The sequence below is a fragment of the Nocardioides litoris genome, assembly GCF_006346315.1.
GTDB lineage: Bacteria > Actinomycetota > Actinomycetes > Propionibacteriales > Nocardioidaceae > Nocardioides > Nocardioides litoris.
This window is the reverse complement of sequence record NZ_VDMR01000001.1, coordinates 1274850-1294501: the sequence shown is the minus strand read 5'-3', so window position 1 is coordinate 1294501 and position 19652 is coordinate 1274850. Positions and strand designations below refer to the sequence as shown.

The following is a 19652-nucleotide window of genomic DNA, read 5'->3' as shown; positions in this document are numbered from 1 at the left end:
ACCAGGCTCCCGGAGCGACTCTGCGCGCAGCGGACAGGGCCCTGCAGGACCCGGATACCGACCCCCGGCGCGCTCGGTCAGGGTGGAGGTCATGCACAGCCCGCCCACGGTCGAGCTCGTGGAGGTCGGCCCCCGCGACGGCCTGCAGAACGAGGCCCGCACCCTCGACGTCCCCACCCGCGTCGCCCTGGTCCACCGCCTCGCCGACGCGGGCGTACGCCGCATGGAGGTCGTCTCGTTCGTTCGGCCCGACCGCGTGCCGCAGATGGCCGGGGCCGAGGAGGTCCTCGACGGCCTGGCCGACCTGCGCGGGCGGGTCTCGCTCATCGGGCTGGTGCTCAACCGCCGCGGCGCCGAGCGGGCTGCCGAGACCTCCTGCGACGAGCTCAACATGGTCGTCCCGGTCACCGACACCTTCGCCGCCCGCAACCAGGGCGCCGACACCGCCGGCCTGCTGGAGCAGACCCGGGGGGTCGTCGAGGTCGCCCGGGCCGCCGGCAAGGACGTCTCCGTCACGCTGGCGGTGGCCTTCGGCTGCCCGTTCGAGGGCGAGGTCGCCCCGGCCAGGGTCGCCGAGGTCGTCGACCGGGTGCTCGACCTCGGCGTCGACGAGCTCGCGCTGGCCGACACGGTCGGCGTCGGCGTCCCGACGCAGGTCGAGGAGCTCGGCGCCGCTGCGCTGGCCGACGACCGGCTGCGCTCCCTCCGGTTCCACTTCCACAACACCCGCAACACGGGCTACGCCAACGCCTGGGCCGCCACCCGTCTCGACCTCGGCCCCGTCGGCGGCCGGGTCGCGCTCGACGCCTCTGTCGGCGGGTACGGCGGCTGCCCGTTCGCCCCGGCCGCCACCGGCAACATCGCCACCGAGGACCTCCTCCACCTCCTGCGCCGCACCGGCACTCCCGTCTGCGGCCCCCACCCCACCGACCTCGCCCCGCTCACCGGCACCGCGTCGTGGCTGGCCGAGCAGCTCGGCCGCCCGGTCGACGCGCTGCTCGGCCGGGCCGGCGACTTCCCGGAGGCCCCGTGATCGGCGCGCGTCCCGACGACCCGATGCGCCCGCTCTCGGGCCTGCGCGTCGTCGAGCTCGGCAACTACATCGCCGCCCCGACGGCCGGCCGGATGCTCGCGGACTTCGGCGCCGAGGTGGTCAAGGTCGAGCGCCCCGGCACCGGCGACGAGCTCCGCACCTGGCGCCTGTACGGCGGCGACACCTCGCTGCTCTACCGCACCATCAACCGGGGCAAGCGGTCGGTGGAGATCGACCTGCGCACCGACGAGGGTCGGCAGACCGTCCTGGACCTGCTGCGGCGCTCCGACGCCCTGCTCGAGAACTTCCGCCCCGGCACCCTCGACAAGTGGGGCCTGACCCCCGAGGTGCTGGCCGAGGCCAACCCCGAGCTCGTGGTGGCCCGCGTCTCGGCCTACGGGCAGACGGGGCCGATGGCCGCCCGGCCCGGGTTCGCCGCGGTGGCCGAGGGGTTCGGCGGCATGCGCGACCTGGTCGGCGACCCCGACCGGCCGCCGGCCCGGGTCGGGGTCTCGATCGGTGACTCCATCGCGGGGCTGTACGCCGCCTTCGGGGTCGTCATGTCCCTGCTGGACCGGGAGCGGCGGCGGGCGGCCGACGCGGCCCCGGTGACGCCGGCCGAGCGGCACGTCGACGTGGCGCTGCACGAGGCGGTCTTCTCGATGATGGAGTCCCTGATCCCCGACTACTCCGCCTTCGAGGTCACCCGCCGACGCACGGGCGGACGGATGGAGGGCATCGCGCCGTCCAACGCCTACGAGTGCGGCGACGGCACCTCGGTGGTCATCGCCGGCAACGGTGACTCCATCTTCCAGCGGCTGATGGCCACCATCGGACGCGACGACCTCGCCGCCGACGACGACCTCGCCGGCAACGCCGGCCGGTGGGCGCGGCGCGACGAGCTCGACGAGGCCATCGAGTCCTGGACCCGGCAGCACGACCGCGACGAGACCCTGCGGCTGCTCGACGAGGCCTCGGTGCCGGCCGGGCCGATCTACCGGGCGGCCGACATCGTCGACGACGAGCAGTACCTGGCCCGCAAGATGGTCCAGGAGCTGCCGGTGGAGATCGACGGGCGGCTGCGCGCGGTGGCGTTCCCGGGCGTCGTGCCGCTGCTCGGCGAGACGTCCCTGCCGGTCGCCCACCTCGGACCCGACCTGGGCGCCGACACGGCCTGGCTGCACGACCTGCTCACCGAGGAGGATGGTCCGACATGAGCGACGCCCCGCAGGACCGGCCCGACGTCGAGGTGCTCCGCGAGGTCTCGCGCACCGTGCTGTGGCTGGCCACCGCGATCGTCGACGCGGCCAACCGCGGCCGCCCCGACGAGAGCGGCATCAAGGTCGGCGGCCACCAGGCCTCGTCGGCCTCGATGGTCGACATCATGGTGGCGCTGTGGTTCGCCGAGCTCACCTCCCGCGACCGGGTCTCGGTCAAGCCGCACGCCTCGCCCGTGCTCCACGCGGTCAACTACCTGCTCGGCGACCTCGACGCCCGCTACCTGCCGACGCTGCGCGCCAAGGGCGGACTGCAGTCCTACCCGTCGCGGCAGAAGGACCCCGACCCGGTCGACTTCTCCACCGGCTCGGTCGGCATCGGCGCGACGGCGACGCTGTGGGCGGCGATCGCGCACCGCTACGTGCGCTCGCAGTTCCGCGACGCCCCGCGCGCCGGGCGCTTCATCAGCCTGCTCGGCGACGCCGAGCTCGACGAGGGCGCGATCTGGGAGGCCGTCGCCGACCCCCAGGTGGCCAGCCTGGGAGAGCTGCTGTGGGTCGTCGACATGAACCGGCAGTCCCTCGACCGGGTCGTACCCGACATCCAGGTGCAGCGACTGGAGGCGATGTTCGCGGCGGCGGGCTGGCAGGTCGTGACGCTCAAGTGGGGCCGGCTCATCTCGGCGCTGTTCGCCCGCCCCGGGGGCGACCAGCTGCGGGCCCGGCTCGAGGCCATGCCCAACGAGGAGTACCAGCGGATGCTGCGCGTCGACTCCTCCGAGGTCGCCGAGCGGATCATGGGCGAGCCGGACGGGTCCCCGGGCGGCCCGGCCGGCCAGGAGGCGCTGCAGGAGCTGCTGCAGTCGGTGCCGACCCCCCACCTCGCCGCCGCCGTCCGCGACCTCGGCGGACACGACCTCGGGCTGCTGCTCGACACCTTCGAGTCGGTCGAGGACCACCGCCCGACAGTGGTCTTCGCCTACACCGTCAAGGGCCGCGGGCTGCCCACCGAGGGCCACCCCAACAACCACTCCGCCCTGCTCACCGAGGGGCAGATGCAGGCGCTGGCCGACGCGACCGGACACGACCTGGCCGACCCGTGGGCCGGCCTGCCGGAGGGCTCGGCCGCCGCCGAGCTCGCCGCTCGGCGTCGTACGGCGCTCGCGCGGTCGGCTCCCGTGCCGACCGGCGAGGTCGTCGTACCCACCGAGCTCGGGCACCCCCACCGCAAGGTCGTCTCCACCCAGGCCACGCTCGGGCGGCTGCTGGCCGATCTGGTCCGCGACGCCCCGGAGGCCGCGGCCCGCGTGGTGACCACGAGCCCCGACGTGGCGTCCTCGACCAACCTCGGCGGCTGGATCAACAAGACCGGCGTGTGGTCGGTGGCCGAGCGGCAGGACTGGTTCGCCGACGACGCCCAGCGGCTGCTGAAGTGGGCCGAGTCCGAGGAGGGCCAGCACATCGAGCTCGGCATCGCCGAGGTCAACCTCGTCGGGCTGGCCGCCGAGCTCGGCTCCACGTGGTCGCGCTGGGGCGAGCGGCTGATCCCGATCGCCACGATGTACGACCCGTTCGTCTCCCGCGCCCTGGAGCCCTGGTCCTTCGGCATGTACGCCGGCGGGCAGTCGATCCTGGTCGGCACCCCGTCGGGCGTGACGCTGTCGGCCGAGGGCGGGGCGCACCAGTCGGTCTCGACGCCGTCGATCGGGCTGGAGCAGCCGGCCTGCACCGCCTGGGAGCCGGCCTTCGCCCAGGACCTGGAGTGGACGTTCCTGCACGCGATGGGCCAGGTCGGCGTGCCGAGCGGCACGTCGTCGTACTTCCGGCTCTCGACGCGGCCCATCGACCCCGCCCTGGCCCGGGTGCCCGACGACGAGGTGCTGCGGGAGCGCCGCCGACGCCAGGTCGTCAGCGGCGGCTACCGGATCACCGACCACGCCGTCGCCGACGAGCAGGTGACGCTGGTCGGCACCGGCGCGGTCATGCCCGAGGTGCTGGCCGCGGCCGAGCGGCTCGCCGCGCACGACGTCGTGGCCGGGGTGGTGTGCCTGACCAGCGCCGACCTGGTGTTCCGGTCGTTCCAGCAGCGCAGCAGCCGCCGCCCCGGCGAGGGGTCGGGCGTGCTCGACCTGCTGCTGCCGCCCCACCACCACTGCCCGATCGTCACCGTCATCGACGGCCACCCGCACACGCTGTCGTTCCTCGCCGGTGCGCGCGGTGACCGGATCCGCTGCCTCGGGGTGACCGAGTTCGGGCAGAGCTCCGACCTGTCCGACGCCTACGCGCTGCACGGCATCGACGCCTACTCCGTCGTCGAGGCCGCGCTGGACCTCCTGGGGAGGTAGAGCGGGCTTGACCCGCCGCATACGGTGACCGTCGTCACGGTCGCACCGGCGGCCGAGCTGGGGGGTCGGGATTGCTCAGGGAGTACCTCGCGGGCGACGCTGTCATGGCGACCCGCAGCCTCGAGGAGGCCCGCGACGCTGTGACCCGGGTCTACCTGCCGCACGACCTCGTCGGGCCGCAGGACGCGATGGACATGCGGCTCAACGCCGCCAGCGACCGGCACCTGACCCTCGGCTACCTGACCTACGGAGCCGAGACCGAGCTGCGGATGCCCGCGGCCGAGCAGTGGTACCACGTCAACCTCCAGCTCACCGGCTCCACCAGTGCCTCCCGCCGCGACGGCACCCGTGAGCACACCCCGGCGCTGGCGCGCGGGCTCGTGCTCAACCCCGAGCAGTCCAACACCGTGCGGTGGACGCCCGACGCGGAGCAGCTGATCCTCAAGGTCTCGCGCACCGGGCTGGAGTCGCACCTCGGCGACCTCATCGGCCGGCCGGTCACCGACGTCGTCGACTTCGACTTCGGCCTCGACCTGACCTCCCCCGCCGGCCAGGCGCTGCTCCAGTCGGTGCGCTTCCTGGCCACCGAGCTCGAGCGCCCCGGCGGCCTGCGCGACCTGCCGCTGGCCCGCACCCAGCTGGAGACCTACGTGCTCACCACGCTCCTCCAGGCCGGCCGCCACCAGTACTCCGACGCCCTCGCCGGCCGCGACGACACCACCCGCCTCGGCCGGCTCGCCCCCGTCGTCCGCTACATGAGGAGCACGCCGACGCCGAGCTCACCCCCGAGCTCCTGGCCAAGGTCGCCTGCGTCAGCGTCCGCACCCTGCACGCCGCCTTCGCCGAGCAGCTCGACGAGACGCCGATGGCCTACGTACGCCGCGTCCGCCTCGGCCGGGTCCGTGCCGACCTCCTCCGCGCCGACCCCCAGCGCACCCGTGTCACCGACCTCGCGATGCGGTGGGGCTTCTTCCACCAGTCCCGCTTCGCCCAGCAGTACCGCGACCAGTTCGGCGAGCTCCCCAGCGCGACCCTCAACCGCTGACGCCAACACGGTGGCTGAGGTGCGAGGAGCGCCAGCGACGAGCCTCGAAGCCCCCGCAGCCGACGCGCTGACCGGACCCCGCACCGCAGCCAGCGGATATCCGCCGCCCGACGGCGCTCGTAGCGTCGGGACCATGCCAGACATCGAGTCGTTCGGGATGTTCATCGACGGCCAGCAGGTGCCCGCGCTGTCCGGTCGCACCTTCGAGTCCACCAACCCCTGGACCGGGACCACGTGGGCGACCATGGCCGACGGCGGCCCCGAGGACGTCGACCGGGCCGTCGCGTCGAGCCGCGCGGCGTACGAGGGCGAGTGGGGTCGGATGACCGGGTTCGACCGGGCGCGCATCCTGCGCCGGGTGGCCGACGCGATCACCGACGACGCCGACCGCCTGGCCCGGCTGGAGGTCAACGACTCCGGCAAGCTGCTGCGCGAGATGCTCGGGCAGCTGCAGGGCCTCGGCACCTGGTACTCCTACTTCTCCGGCCTGGCCGACAAGCTCGAGGGCCGCACCGTCCCGCAGGTCAATCCCAGCACCTACTTCGGCTACACCACCAAGACGCCGATCGGCGTGGTCGGCGCGATCACGCCGTGGAACTCGCCCCTGCTGCTCCTCACCTTCAAGCTCGCGCCCCTGCTGGCTGCGGGGTGCACGTGCGTGGTCAAGCCGTCGGAGCACGCGCCGGCCTCGACCGTCGCGTTCGCCGAGGTGCTGCACGCCGCCGGCCTGCCCGCGGGCGTGCTCAACGTCGTCACCGGCTGGGACCGCTCCACCGGTGAGCGTCTGGCCTCGCACGAGGGCGTGGACAAGGTCGCTTTCACCGGCAGCACCGCCACCGGCATCAAGGTCGCCCAGGCCGCGGTGGCCAACGTCAACCGGGTGACCCTCGAGCTCGGCGGCAAGTCGCCCCAGGTCGTCTTCCCCGACGCCGACCTCGACGCCGCGGCCAACGGCCTGGTCGCCGGGGTCTTCGCCGCGACCGGCCAGACCTGCATGGCCGGCTCGCGCCTCGTCGTCCACGAGTCGGTGCGTGACGAGCTCGTGGCCAAGGTCGTGGCGCGCGCCGAGGCCATCCAGCAGGGCGACCCCACGGACGCCGCGACCGAGATGGGCCCCGTGGCCAACCAGCCGCAGTACGAGAAGGTGCTCGGCTACCTCCAGGGGGCCCGCGACGAGGGCTGGACCATCGCCACCGGCGGCGAGCCCAACGCCGACCTCGGCGGCCTGTTCGTCAAGCCGACCGTCGTCGTCGCCGAGCACGACGCCACCATCGCCCGCGAGGAGGTCTTCGGGCCCGTCCTCACCGCCTACACCTTCACCGACGAGGACGAGGCGGTCCGGCTGGCCAACGACACGCCGTACGGCCTGGCCGGCGCGGTGTGGACCAAGGACGTCCACCGCGCCCACCGCGTCGCACACGCCATCAAGGCGGGCACGGTGTGGATCAACGCCTACCGCGTCGTCGCGCCCAACATGCCCTTCGGCGGCTTCGGCATGTCGGGCATCGGCCGCGAGAACGGCTCGGCGGCGGTCGAGGAGTACCTTGAGACGAAGTCGGTGTACGTCGAGCTCACCGGCGGCACGCGCGACCCGTTCAAGCTGGGCTGAACGCCAGCGACCGCGCGAAGAACGCCGCCTCGGCCTCCAGCGCGTGGGCCAGGTTGTCGGCGCGCACGAACACGTGGCCCTCGTCGGGGTAGACGAGGTGCTCGTGGTCGACCCCTCGCGCCGCGAGCACGTCGGCGATCATCTGGGCCTGGTCGGCCGGGACCACCTCGTCGAGCGCCCCCTGCACCAGCAGCAGCGGCGCGTCGATGCGGTCGGCGGCGGTGATGGGCGAGCGCTCGTCGTACGTCGCGCGCGCCTGCGGCAGCGGGCCGATGAGGGAGTCGAGGTAGTGCGACTCGAGCTTGTGCGTGTCGGCGGCCATCTTGTGCGCGTCGGCGACGCCGTTGCTGCTGGCGCCCGCGGCGAAGACGTCGCGGAAGGCCAGTGCGCACAGGGTCAGCCAGCCGCCGCCGCTCAACCCGCGCACCACGAGCCGGTCGGGGTCGGCGAGGCCCCGCTCGACGAGGTGGAGTGCCCCGGCCACCGCGTCGTCGACGTCGACGACGCCCCACTCGCCCTTGAGCGCGTCGCGGTAGCGGCGGCCGTACCCGGTGCTGCCCCGGAAGTTGAGCTCGAGGTAGCCGTAGCCGCGGCTCGTCCAGAACTCCCGGCGCAGGTCGAGCACGGGGACGACGTGGCTGGTGGGGCCGCCGTGGGCGTTGACGACGAGCGGGGCGGGGCCGGCCGGCCCGGGCGGTGCGTAGTAGAAGGCGTGCGCGACGTCGCCGCCCGTCGTCGGGTAGGTCAGCGCCACCGGCTCGCTGGTCGCCGACGGCACGTCGACGGGCTCGCGGCGGAGCTCCTCGACCCGCCCCCCACTCGGGTCGAGGAGCACCACCGCCGCCGGGTGGCGCGGACCGGCCGCGACGACGGCGACCCGGTCGCCCAGCACGGTCGGCGAGCCGAGCCGGGTGTACGGCGTCGCGAGCTCCTCCAGACGGCCGTCGGGGTGCCGCACGCCGAGGTGCTCGGTCGCGTCGGCGATCCAGGTGCAGACCAGGCGACCGTCGGGGAAGCAGTCGACGGTGCGCAGGCCGAGGTGCCACGGCGGCGGGGTCATGTCGTGGTCGGTGTCGACCAGCCGGCCACGCTGGAGGGAGTGAAGGTTCCAGAACCCGGAGCGGTCGGTGTGGAAGAAGAGGTCGCCGTCGGGGGTCCACGTCGGCTCGAGCACCGACTCCTCCGGCCCGCCCGCGACGTGGCGCGGCGCGGCGATGCCGGCGATCCCCTCGGGCACGAGGTCGGCGACCCAGAGGTCGGTGCCGTCCCACGGCATCCGCGGGTGGTCCCAGGTGATCCAGGCCAGCCGTCGCCCGTCGGGCGAGACCCGGGGGGCTGCCACGAAGTCGTGCCCTGCGTCGAGCACGACCTGCTCCCCGGCGGGCCGGCCCGAGCCGTCGAGGGCGATCCGGACCAGCTCGTTGTCGACCTCGTCGGCGCGCGGGCCGTGGTGGGTCTCGCGGACGGCGTACAGGTGGGTGGCGGTGGCGACGAGGTCGGCCCACCGCACGTCGCCATCGGTCGACGTCACCGCGGTGCCCCGCCGCGGTCCCCGGGCGCAGCGCACCCGCTGGTCGGCCCCCTCGACGGCCCACACCTCACCGGCCGGGCCCACGGCGTACGGGATGCCGCCGTAGCCCACGCGGGCCGAGCACGAGCGTCCGGGCGCGGTGAGGTCGACGGGCTCGGCTCCCGGCTGCCACGAGACCAGCACCGAGCGGCCCTGGGCCGGCCGGGCCTCGACCCACAGCAGCCCGTCGCCGTCGCGGCGCAGCCAGTCGAACCCGATCCGGCCGGCGAACACAGATGCGGCGGGGATCGGGGTCGGCACGGACGCCGACGGTAGTCGTCGTGGCCCACCCGGTCCAGCGCTTCCCGGAACCGATTGACACAACGAACTATGACAGTCATGCTCGGCGCTCGTGAGCACCGACCAGTTCTGGCAGGACGCGAGCCGCCACCTCGTGCGGTACGGCGCCGCCTTCACCCCCCGCGTCATCGAGCGGGCCCAGGGCTCCTGGGTCTACGACGCGGCGGGCACGCCGATCCTCGACTTCACCTCGGGCCAGATGAGCGCCATCCTCGGGCACTCGCACCCCGAGGTCGTGGCCACCGTGCACGAGTCGATGACCACGCTCGACCACCTCTACAGCGGGATGCTGAGCCGGCCCGTGGTCGACCTCGGCCGCGAGCTGGCGGCGACCCTGCCGGAGCCGCTGGAGAAGGTGCTGCTGCTGACCACCGGAGCGGAGTCCAACGAGGCCGCGCTCAAGATGGCCAAGCTCTACACCGGGCGCTACGAGGTCGTCTCCTTCGACCGGTCCTGGCACGGCATGACCTCGGGCGCCGCGTCGGCGACGTTCTCGGCCGGCCGCCGCGGCTACGGCCCGCCGGTGCCCGGCAACCTCGTCCTGCCGACCCCCAACGCCTACCGCTCGCCGTTCCGGCACGCCGACGGCTCTCACGACTGGGAGACCGAGCTGCACTACGGCTTCGCGATGGTCGACCAGCAGTCCTCGGGCAGCCTGGCCGCCTGCCTGGTCGAGCCGATCCTGTCCTCCGGCGGCATCATCGAGCCGCCCCCCGGCTACCTGCGCCTGCTCGCCCAGCTCTGCGCCGAGCGCGGCATGCTGCTCATCGCCGACGAGGCCCAGACCGGCCTCGGCCGCACCGGCACGATGTACGCCTTCGAGCGCGACGGCGTCGTCCCCGACCTGCTCACGCTGTCCAAGACCCTCGGGGGCGGGCTGCCCGTGGCCGTCGTCGTGACCAGCGAGGAGGTCGAGGCGGTCTGCCACGACCGCGGCTTCCTGTTCTTCACCACCCACGTCTCCGACCCGCTCGCGGCGTCGGTCGCGCTGACCGTCCTGCGCGTCATCCAGCGCGACGGCCTCGTCGAGCGCGCCCGGCGCCTCGGCGAGCACCTCGGCGGCCGGTTGGAGGCGATGCGCGAGCGGTACGACGTCGTCGGCGACGTGCGCGGCCGCGGCCTGCTGCGTGGTCTCGAGCTGGTCACCGACCAGGAGTCGCGGACGCCCGCCGACAAGCTCGGCGCTGCCGTCACCGCCGCCTGCCTCGAGGGCGGGCTGCACGTGAACATCGTCCAGCTGCCCGGCATGGGCGGCGTCTTCCGCATCGCCCCGCCCCTCACGATCAGCGAGGACGAGCTCGACCAGGGCCTCGACGTCCTGGAGGCCTCCATCGGGTCGGTGCTGGCCGCCGGCGGCGCCTGAGCGAGCCCTCGGGCGAGGCGCCTCAGCCCTCCCGCGTACGCCGCTCGCGCAGGTCGTCGACCACGTCGGAGACCATGCGCCGGCTCGCCGGGTCGAGCACGTTGCCGAACTCCAGCACCTTGGAGCGGTCCTTGACGAGCGCGTTGAGCTCGGGGTCCTCGCTGGGCACCACGACGACGTCGAACCCGGCCAGCGCCTCGTCGCTGGTCTCGCGCACGACCGAGACGTTGGTCAGGCCGGAGTCGCTGAGCGACTGGCCGATGAGCTCGGCCTGGTGCTCGGTGGAGTAGAGGATGCCGATGCGCTTGTCAGACGGCAGGGCCGAGAGCCGGGTCAGGGTGCGCAGGTGCGGGGCGGCCACGATGGCCAGCACCTCCGGCAACGGGTCGGCCTCGACCGAGCGGACCAGCCGGCGCACCTCCGCGTGGTGGAAGAACGTCGTCACCACCAGGTCGAGGTCGCCCAGCTCGGCGGGCTCGAAGGCGCCGAGCACGTGCGGGCGCACCTTCGCCCCGACGGTCTCGGACAGGTCGCGGGCGAAGGTCTCGGCGCGCTCGTCGTTGCACTCCACGAACCCGACCTGCACCTCCGCCTGCTGGGCGGCCAGGGCCTCGTGCCGGGCGATCCGGCTGATCTCGTCGGCGTCGAGGCCCAGTGCCAGGCACTCGCGCACCGGCCCGGAGAGCAGCGCGACGGCCTGCTCGTGGTCGGCGAACGCGTCGCGCACCTCGGCCGAGCGGGTCACGACCATGCCGGCGCGACCCTGCGAGGTGGCCAGGCCCATCCGGCGCAGCTCGGCGTAGGCGCGGGCGGCGGTGTTGCGGTTGACCTCGAGGTTGGTGGCCAGCAGCCGGCTGCTGGGCAGCCGGTCGCCGTCGCGCAGCTCGCCCGCCTCGATCATGAACACGACCTGGTCGATGATCTGGCGGAAGACCGGCACCCCGGACGTCTCGCTGAGCTGGATGCGCTGCACCCGCGGATGATAGGCCCACCCCGCCCATCCGCGTCGTGTCCCAACAAACTATGACGCAATCTGGCCCAACTGGTTGACGCGTCCCGTCGGGTGGGTGACGATCGTCCGGCGCGCGGCACCCTGCCGGACACGCGCCGGCGAGAGGACCACCGATGGCCAGGCCGAGCGGCAACGACGCGGTCGTGGCGTACGCCGAGGCGCGGCTCGCCGGCACCTTCGGCCGCCCGGTCGCAGCCGGCTCGGTCGCCCTGCACCCCACCGACGATCGCGTGGCCGCCGTCGCCGAGGTCCGCGATCACCTGCTCGCCCCCGCCCGCGGGGTCGTCACCACGTACGGCGCCGCCGGCCCCGACCCGGCCGCAGCCGACCGGCAGCGCGACGGCCGCCTCCCCGCCTGGTCTCCCGACGGCTCGAGGCTCGCCCACCTCGACGACACCGGCGTCTGGATCGGCGACCTGCACCGCACCGTCACCGGCCACGTCGAGCGTCTCGCCTGGGCCCCCGACGGCGACGCCCTCCTCCTCGTCGTGGCCGAGCCCGGCTCCGAGCTGCCGGGCGTCGCCGGCTCCGGGCTCGTGCCCGGCGCGGAGCCCTGGGAGCCCCGCGTCGAGTCGACCGACGGCTCGTCCTGCTGGCGCCGCCTCGTGCTGCTCGACCCCGCCACCGGCGCGACGCGCACCGTCGGTCGCCCCGACCTCACCGTGTGGGACGCCTGCTGGGCCGGCCCCCAGGTGCTCGCGGTCTGCTCCGACGGGTCGGCCTCGGAGTCGGCCTGGTACGCCGCCGACCTCCGCCTGCTCGACCCGGCCACCGGCACCGACCACGTCGTCGTACGCCCCGAGGCGCAGGTCGGGGCCGTCACCGCCTCGCCGTCCGGGCGGCGGATCGCCTGGGTCGAGTCGGTGGCCAGCGACCGCGACCTCGTGGCGGGCGACCTGCAGGTGCTCGACCTCGACACCGGCGAGACCCGCCGCCTGGCCGCACCGACCGACGTCTCCGACGCGGCCTTCGTCTCCGAGACCGAGGTCGGGTTCGCCGGGCTCGAGGGCCTGACGACGGTCCTCGGGTTCGTCGACGTCGCGACCGGCGATCGCCGCGTCCTGTGGGAGAGCGTCGCCTCCACCGCCTCCGGCCTGCACCCGCGGGCGTCGTTCCGACCCGGCCGGATCGCGTTCAGCCACGTCGGCCCACGTACCCGCCCCGAGGTCCTGCTCCTCGACGACGACGGCCGCACCCACGTCGCCGCGTCGTTGCCCGCGAGCACGGTCGGGCTGCCCGGCACCTCCCGCGTCCACCGCTGGACCGCACCCGACGAGCTCGAGGTCGAGGGGTGGCTCCACCTTCCTGACGGGCCGGGCCCGCACCCGCTCGTCGTGCTCCTGCACGGCGGCCCGATCGCCAGTCACCGCGCCACGTGGGGCCCGCTCGGCCTGACCACCGCGCTCCTGCTCGACCGCGGGTACGCCGTGCTGCAGCCCAACCCGCGCGGCTCCGCGGGCCGCGGCCAGGCGTTCGCCCGCGCCGTCGTCGGCGACATGGGCGGCGCCGACGCCGACGACGTGGTCGCCGGTGTCCGGTCGCTGGTCGACGACGGCACCGTCGACCCGACCCGTGTCGGCCTCACCGGAGGGTCCTACGGCGGCTACCTCGCCGCGTGGCTGGTCACCCGGCACGACTGGTTCGCCGCGGCCGTCGCCCAGCACCCCGTCACCGACTGGGCCCAGCAGCACGGCACCGCGTGCATGCCCGTGTGGGACGAGCTGTTCCTCGACGGGTCGCCGCACGGCCCCGGCGGGCTCCCCACCGGCCAGTACGTCGAGCGCAGCCCCCTGGCCCACGCCGCGGCCGTCCGCACACCGACGCTCCTGCTGGCGGGCACCCTCGACCGCGCCACCCCGCCCGGTCAGGCCCTGGCGATGCACCGCGCGCTGGCCGCGCGCGGCGTGCCGAGCGCGTGCGTCACCTACCCCACCGCCGGCCACGGTCCCCGCGAGACCGCGGCCGTGCTCGACGCGCTGGCCCGCACGGTCGACTGGTTCGAGCGCTGGATGCCGGCGTCCTCCCCCGCGCCCCACCCGACCACGGAGGCGAGCTGATGACCCCCGGTGCTCTCGGCCGCGCCTACGACGTCGTCGTGGTCGGCGCGGGCTCGTCCGGCGCCGCGCTGGCCGCCCGCCTCACCGAGGACGAGGGCCGCACCGTCCTCCTCCTCGAGACCGGCCCCGACTACCGCTCCGCCGACACCCCCGAGGAGCTGCGCAGCATCGAGCCCGGCCGCGTCCAGCCCACCGTGGGCCTGGCCGAGGAGCACACCTTCACCAAGCTCGAGGCCCGCCGCTCCGCGGTCCAGGACCCCGCGGCCTACCTGCGCGGCCGCGGCGTCGGCGGCAGCTCGGCCATCAACGGCATGTTCGCGATCCGGCCGACGGTCGCCGACTTCGACGGCTGGGCCGCGGCCGGCTGCGCCGGTTGGTCGTACGACGAGGCGCTGCCCGCTCTCCGCGCCCTCGAGGACGACCTCGACTTCGGCGACGCCGACCACCACGGCCGCGGCGGCCCCATCCCGGTCACCCGGCCGCGCCGCGAGGACTTCAGCCCCCTCGACGCCGCCGCCGACGCCATCGCCGCCCGCCTGGGCCACCCGTGGGCCGAGGACCACAACGCCCCGGGCACGACCGGCGCGTCGCCGTACGCCTACAACGGCCGCGACGGTCGCCGCGTCTCCACCAACGACGGCTACCTCGAGCCCGCCCGCGACCGCGCCAACCTGACGATCCGCGGCGGCGCGCTCGTCGACCGCGTGCTGCTCACCGACGGCCCCGGCACACCGCGGGTGACCGGGGTGCGGGCGATCGTCGACGGTGAGTACGTCGACGTCGCGGCAAGCGAGGTCGTGGTCTGCGCCGGTGCGATCCACTCGCCCGCCATCCTGCAGCGCTCCGGCATCGGCCCGTCGCGGCTGCTGCGCGACCTCGGCGTGCGGTTGCGCGCCGACCTGCCCGTCGGACTCGGCCTCCAGGAGCACCCGGGCATCGCGCTCGCCCTCGACCTGCACGAGCCGCCCGACTACGCCGGCCGGCCGCAGCGCGGCCAGCTCTGCGTGCGCTTCTCCTCCGGCGTCGGCGAGGGGCCCGACGGCCAGGACGACCTGATGGTCGCCGTCGTCGGGGCGCTCGGCATCGGGCTCCCGGTGGCCGGCATCGCGGGCTGGGTCAACCGCGTCAGCTCCACCGGCTCGGTCGAGATCACCACCACCGACCCGATCCTGGAGCCGCGGGTCGAGTTCGACATGCTCTCCACCGACGACGACCTGCGCCGCTTCCGGGTGGTCGTCGACGAGCTGCGGGCCTGGTCCCGCGAGCCCGAGCTCCGGGCGCTGGCCGGCGGGTTCACCCTCGGCGCCGACCTCGACCCGGCGACCGAGCTCGACGACCGCCAGTTCCGCGCGTTCGCGCTGGCCAACGTGGCCGACACCGTGCACGCCACCAGCACCTGCACCATGGGCACGGCCGGCGAGCCCCACGTCGTGGTCGACCCGGTCGGCCGTGTCGTCGGCGTCGAGGGCCTGCGCGTCGCCGACGCGAGCGTGCTGCCGTGGACGCCGCGCGCCAACACCAACCTCGCCGCCATCTTCGTCGGCGAGCAGGTCGCCCGGCTGATGGGAGCACCCGCGTGACCGAGCACGACTGCACCGTCCGCGAGCTCGTCGACGGCACCCTCGCCACACCGGCCGAGACCCTCAAGCCGCGGCTGTGCGACTCCGACACCGGGGGCGACCTGCACGCCCAGGCCGCCACGTCCGCCGACGCCCTCGAGGCCGCGGTGGCCGCGGCGTCGCGCGTCCACACCGAGGAGTCGTGGACCGGCCTGCCGCTCGCCGACCGGGCCGCCGCCGTACGCCGGCTGGCGGCGGAGCTCTCGGTCCGGGCCGACCGGCTGGCCGCGGCCGACAGCCTCGACACCGGCGTCCCGCTCACCTGGACCACGGCGCTCGTCGGCGGCCGCGTCGGCCTGCTGGAGCAGGCGGCGGCCGACCTCGAGGCCGGGTGGGAGCGCACCGAGCTGACCAGCGCCGTCGGCCCGGCCGACCAGTGGCGCCTGCCCTGGGGCCCCGCGGCCGTGCTGCTGCCGTGGAACGCGCCCGCCCCGACCGTGGTCACCAAGACCGTCGACGCGCTCCTCGCCGGCTGTCCGGTCGTGGTCAAGGCCTCGGAGTGGGCGCCGCACTTCTCCGGCCCGTTCGCCGAGGCGGTGCAGGCAGCCGGGCTGGCCGCAGGCCTGGTGCAGGTGGTGCACGGCGGCCGCGAGGTCGGCGAGGCGCTGGTCACCGACCCGCGGGTCCGCGCCGTCTCCTACACCGGCGGTGTCGCCGGCGGCACCGAGGTCGCCCGCGCCTGTGCGGCCCAGCTCAAGCCCGCCGACCTCGAGCTCTCCGGCAACAACCCCGTCCTGGCCCTGCCCGACGCCGACCCCGCCGAGGTCGCGGCCGAGGTCGCGTTCGGTCTCCAGCTCCTCAACGGCCAGGTCTGCGTCGGCCCCCGCCGCCTCGTCGTGCCCGCCGACCGCCTCGACGACCACCTCGCCGCCCTCGACGCGGCCCTGGCCGACGTGATGCTCGGCCGCACCGACGACCCCGCGACGACCACCGGCCCGCTCGCCCACCCCGGGCACCGCGCGCACCTCGAGCGGCAGGTGGCGGCGTACGCCGCGCTGGGGTGCGACGTGCGCCGCTACGGCACCCTGCCCGACGGCGAGGGGCTCTTCCTGCAGCCCACCGTCGTGCTGGCCGACCGCGGCGCGAGCCTGCGCGACGAGGTGTTCGGTCCCGTGCTGCTCGTCCGGACCTACGGCGACCTCGACGAGGCCGTGGCCAGCGCCAACGACCACGCCTACGGCCTCGTCGGCTACGTCTTCGGCGCCGACCGTGATCAGGCGCGCGCCGTCGGCCGCCGGCTGCGCGCCGGCCTGGTCACCGTCAACGCCGTGCTCCGCAGCGGCTCCGACGCCCCCGCCGTCGGCTCCATGTGGGGCGCCAGCGGCCTCGGCACCGTCGGCGACGGCCAGGGCCCCGCCTTCTTCGCCGGCCACCGCTTCGTCGGCTGACCCTCTCTCCTGCTCCCTCCCCGCACCACCCGACCCCGAGGAACCCCGCATGCGTCGTACCGCCACGGTCCTGCTGCTCCTGCTCGGCCTGCTCACCCCAGCCCTGGTGGCCACGAGCGGCCCGTCCGTCGCCGCCCCCGCCACCGTCACCGTCGCCACGGGGCCCGTCCCCGCGCCGCTGCCCGCCGGCACGACGAAGTCCGCCGGCTACATCCGGCTCCCCGACGGCACGCGGCTGAAGTACACGCTGCTGCTCCCCCGCGGCAAGGGCCCCTTCCCGACGCTCATGCAGTACGAGGGCTACTTCGCCGGCAGCGACCCCACCCGCGCCAACGACACCTTCGTGCCCCGCATGCTGGCCAAGGGGTACGCCGTCATCGGCGTCAGCCTGCGCGGCTCTGCCTGCTCGACCGGCACGTGGGAGCTGTTCAACCGCCAGCAGGGCAAGGACGGCGCGTACGCCGTCGACTGGGCCGGCCGCCAGCGGTGGTCCAACGGCAGGGTCGCGATGTACAGCTACTCCTACGGCGGCATCATGCAGGCCTGGGTCGCCGCGGAGCGCCCGAAGCACCTCGTCGCCATCACCCCAGCCAACATCGTCGGCGACACCTACCGCGACATCGGCTTCCCCGGCGGCATCTACAACACCGTCTTCCCGCCGGAGTGGGGCCTCGCGCTCAACCAGGACTGGCTGACCGGCGGCCAGAAGGCCGCCGCCGACGGCGACCTCGCCTGCCTGGCCACCGCCGCCGCACACGTGCCCGGCAACGCGGGCAACCAGCTCGCCGTCCAGGCGCCGCGGCACCCGTTCGCCGACGGCTGGCACCGCTCCCACAGCATCGCGCCGCGCGCCGGCCGCATCAACGTCCCCGCCCTGGTCGTGCAGAGCTGGCAGGACGAGGAGACCGGCGGCCGCGGCGGGCACTTCTTCGAGCGGATGGACCCGCGCAAGACCTGGATGATCTCCACCAACGGCCACCACCTGATGTACCAGTTCTCCCCGCGCGTCCTCGACACGCTCGCGCGGTTCTACGACTTCCACGTCAAGGGCATCCGCAACGGCTTCGGCCGCACGCCGAAGGTGCAGGTCTGGCACGAGACCACCAACGCCAAGCTGCCCCGCAGCGTCACCACCCGCCGCTCGCTGCCGGTCAAGGTCGAGGCCACCCCGCTCTACCTGCGCCCCGGCGGCTCCATGGGCGCCACGCCCGTCGCCCGCGCCGACGGCCGCCCCTTCCTCTACCCGCTGCCGTCACCCGCCGTCGTCGACACCTCAGCGGTCAACCTCGAGGAGGACCTGCGGGTCAACACCTGGTCGGTCCAGCCGTACGTCGGCGCCGGCCGCGCCGTCTTCACCTCCCCCCGCCTCGCGCGGACCATGACGACGTACGGCAGCTCGAGCGCGGACCTCTGGATCTCCAGCACCGCCCGCGACGTCGACCTGCAGGTCACCATCACCGAGGTGCGGCCCGACGGCCAGGAGGTCTACGTGCAGCGCGGCTGGCTGCGCGCCTCCCACCGCGCCCTCGACGCCCGCCGCTCGACCGCCCTGCGCCCCTGGCACCCGCACACCGCGAAGGCCCAGCGCTTCCTCACGCCCGGCCGCCCGCAGCTCGCGCGGGTCGAGGTGATGCCCTTCGGCCACACCTTCCGCGCCGGCTCCAGCGTCCGCATGTACGTCGAGAACCCCGGCGTCACCGGCCTGTGGGGCTTCCTGTCCAACCTGACCCCCCAGACGGTCACCGTGCACTCCGGCAAGCGCTTCCCCTCCCGCCTGGTCCTCGGCCTGCTGCCGCGCGCCAACGTGAAGAAGGCGCTCCCCTCCTGCGCCCAGATGCACTCCGAGCCCTGCCGCCCCAACCCCGTCCCCCGCCCGCCCGGCGTCCTCCGCCTGCCCCGCTGACGCTGGTCGAGGTGCGAGGAGCGCCAGCGACGAGCCTCGAGACCTCCGCAGCCGACGGACCCGACCGCACCCCACGGTGGTCGAGGAAGGACGAAGTCCTGTCTCGAGACCACGACCCGGTTGACCCCCATCGCCCGCGGGTAGTGCTGCCCCGTCCGCACCACGAGCACGACCGGAGGCCGCCATGTCCGCACCCGAGCCCGCCGTACCGTCCACCGCTCTCACCCGTCGTGGACTCGTCCTGGGCGGTGCTGCCCTGGGGGCGGGGGCAGCGGCCGCTCCGCTGATCGGCGCCGGGACGGCGGAGGCCGCGAGCACCGGCTCGTTCCGCGTCGCGCAGGTCAACCTGCCCTACAGCATGTCGGACCGGAAGTTCTTCGAGGACCTCGGCCAGGTCGGCCTCCGCTCCGACCTGATCGGCCTCAACGAGGTCTGGGACGTCGACCGCGCCATCCCGCTCGCCTACTGGGCCGACGTCAACCGCTTCCACCTCGTGCACTTCCCCGGCACCAACCTCAGCGACAACGCCGTCCTGGCGCGCAAGTCCGTCTTCGACATCGCCGACAAGGGCAGCTGGTACAGCGACGACATCAACGGCGCCGCCGGCCCGATCCCGAACTCCTCGGTGTGGGGCCGGTTCGTGCACCGCCGTACGGGGGTCGGCATCGTCCACTGCTCGATGCACCTGCCGCCCCACATCGAGAGCAGGGTCCGGCCGAAGGCGCCCGACGGCCGGCTGCCCTCGGTCTTCGACCAGATCTTCACCACCGCGGTGGGCGCGGCCCTCTCGGCGCAGGCCGGCCTCGAGGTCGTCCTGACCGGCGACCTCAACATCGACTACGCCCGCGACAGCGACCGCACGGGTGGACGCAAGCCCACGCCTCAGTTCCCGTTCGCGATGTTCGAGGACAAGGCCAAGCGCAGCGCCCTGCCGTCACTCCGGTCCTGCTACACCATCCACGGCGTGAAGGGCTCCGGCACCCACGGCAGCGGCGGCCGCCGTCACATCGACTACGTCTACCACTTCATCAAGCCGCGCGGTCAGAACCGGCTGCAGTCGCGCGGCTACTCCTACCTGCGCAACCTGCACTCCGACCACGACGCGGTGCTCTCCACCTCCACCGTGCGCCGCAAGCCCCGCTGACCCACGTCGTCGCACGCGTCCGGGCGCATGCGCGTCGCTCGGCGAGG

At 74.5% G+C, this 19652-nt stretch carries 13 protein-coding genes and 1 pseudogene; 12 read left to right on the top strand and 2 right to left on the bottom strand.

The window, feature by feature from the left end:
* Positions 1-91: 91 nt before the first annotated feature.
* The 6 genes and pseudogenes from FJQ57_RS06150 (at position 92) to FJQ57_RS23755 (ending at position 7249) form a co-directional block, all read left to right on the top strand.
* A complete protein-coding gene (locus FJQ57_RS06150) occupies positions 92-1033 on the top strand; it encodes a hydroxymethylglutaryl-CoA lyase (protein ID WP_139978280.1) in 942 nt (313 codons plus the stop codon).
* Positions 1030-2250 carry a CaiB/BaiF CoA transferase family protein gene (locus tag FJQ57_RS06145; RefSeq protein WP_211348753.1) on the top strand — a complete coding sequence of 407 codons (1221 nt, stop codon included), beginning with the start codon at positions 1030-1032 and terminating at the stop codon, positions 2248-2250. The genes FJQ57_RS06150 and FJQ57_RS06145 overlap by 4 nt, the downstream gene beginning before the upstream one ends.
* On the top strand, positions 2247-4595 hold the full coding sequence (locus FJQ57_RS06140; protein ID WP_139978279.1) for a transketolase-like TK C-terminal-containing protein: 2349 nt from the start codon (positions 2247-2249) through the stop codon (positions 4593-4595). Before FJQ57_RS06145 ends, FJQ57_RS06140 begins: the two co-directional genes overlap by 4 nt.
* A 104-nt stretch (positions 4596-4699) precedes the next feature.
* Positions 4700-5251: pseudogene (locus FJQ57_RS23765) on the top strand (cupin domain-containing protein); the annotation flags it as partial.
* Positions 5252-5388: 137 nt separating this feature from the next.
* Complete coding sequence (locus tag FJQ57_RS23760; RefSeq protein WP_425465417.1) at positions 5389-5640, top strand: helix-turn-helix domain-containing protein; 252 nt, start codon at positions 5389-5391, stop codon at positions 5638-5640.
* 133 nt (positions 5641-5773) lie between these two features.
* On the top strand, positions 5774-7249 hold the full coding sequence (locus FJQ57_RS23755; protein WP_139978278.1) for an aldehyde dehydrogenase: 1476 nt from the start codon (positions 5774-5776) through the stop codon (positions 7247-7249).
* Here FJQ57_RS23755 and FJQ57_RS06125 read toward each other — a convergent pair.
* A complete protein-coding gene (locus tag FJQ57_RS06125) occupies positions 7236-9080 on the bottom strand; it encodes a dipeptidyl-peptidase 5 (protein ID WP_170219293.1) in 1845 nt (614 codons plus the stop codon). The genes FJQ57_RS23755 and FJQ57_RS06125 overlap by 14 nt on opposite strands.
* A gap of 91 nt (positions 9081-9171) precedes the next feature.
* Here FJQ57_RS06125 and FJQ57_RS06120 point away from each other — a divergent pair, with 91 nt between their 5' ends.
* Positions 9172-10482 (top strand): aspartate aminotransferase family protein, encoded by a 1311-nt coding sequence (locus FJQ57_RS06120; protein WP_139978276.1) that lies wholly within the window; start codon positions 9172-9174, stop codon positions 10480-10482.
* Between the two features lie 22 nt (positions 10483-10504).
* Here the strand turns inward: FJQ57_RS06120 and FJQ57_RS06115 are convergent, their stop codons facing one another.
* Positions 10505-11455 carry a GntR family transcriptional regulator gene (locus FJQ57_RS06115; RefSeq protein WP_139978275.1) on the bottom strand — a complete coding sequence of 317 codons (951 nt, stop codon included), beginning with the start codon at positions 11453-11455 and terminating at the stop codon, positions 10505-10507.
* A gap of 152 nt (positions 11456-11607) precedes the next feature.
* On the opposite strand from FJQ57_RS06115, the gene FJQ57_RS06110 reads away from it, so the two are divergent.
* The 5 genes from FJQ57_RS06110 (at position 11608) to FJQ57_RS06090 (ending at position 19605) form a co-directional block, all read left to right on the top strand.
* On the top strand, positions 11608-13551 hold the full coding sequence (locus FJQ57_RS06110) for a S9 family peptidase (RefSeq protein ID WP_139978274.1): 1944 nt from the start codon (positions 11608-11610) through the stop codon (positions 13549-13551).
* Positions 13551-15131, top strand: coding sequence for a GMC family oxidoreductase (locus tag FJQ57_RS06105; RefSeq protein WP_139978273.1), 1581 nt, complete (start codon positions 13551-13553; stop codon positions 15129-15131). The genes FJQ57_RS06110 and FJQ57_RS06105 overlap by 1 nt, the downstream gene beginning before the upstream one ends.
* Positions 15128-16558 carry an aldehyde dehydrogenase family protein gene (locus tag FJQ57_RS06100; protein WP_170219292.1) on the top strand — a complete coding sequence of 477 codons (1431 nt, stop codon included), beginning with the start codon at positions 15128-15130 and terminating at the stop codon, positions 16556-16558. The genes FJQ57_RS06105 and FJQ57_RS06100 overlap by 4 nt, the downstream gene beginning before the upstream one ends.
* 49 nt (positions 16559-16607) lie before the next feature.
* Positions 16608-18461, top strand: a complete 1854-nt coding sequence (locus FJQ57_RS06095; RefSeq protein WP_139978271.1) for a CocE/NonD family hydrolase — start codon at positions 16608-16610, stop codon at positions 18459-18461.
* Between the two features lie 184 nt (positions 18462-18645).
* The gene (locus tag FJQ57_RS06090) at positions 18646-19605 is read left to right on the top strand and encodes an endonuclease/exonuclease/phosphatase family protein (RefSeq protein ID WP_139978270.1); all 960 of its coding nucleotides are present in this window, start codon (positions 18646-18648) and stop codon (positions 19603-19605) included.
* Positions 19606-19652: the final 47 nt, after the last annotated feature.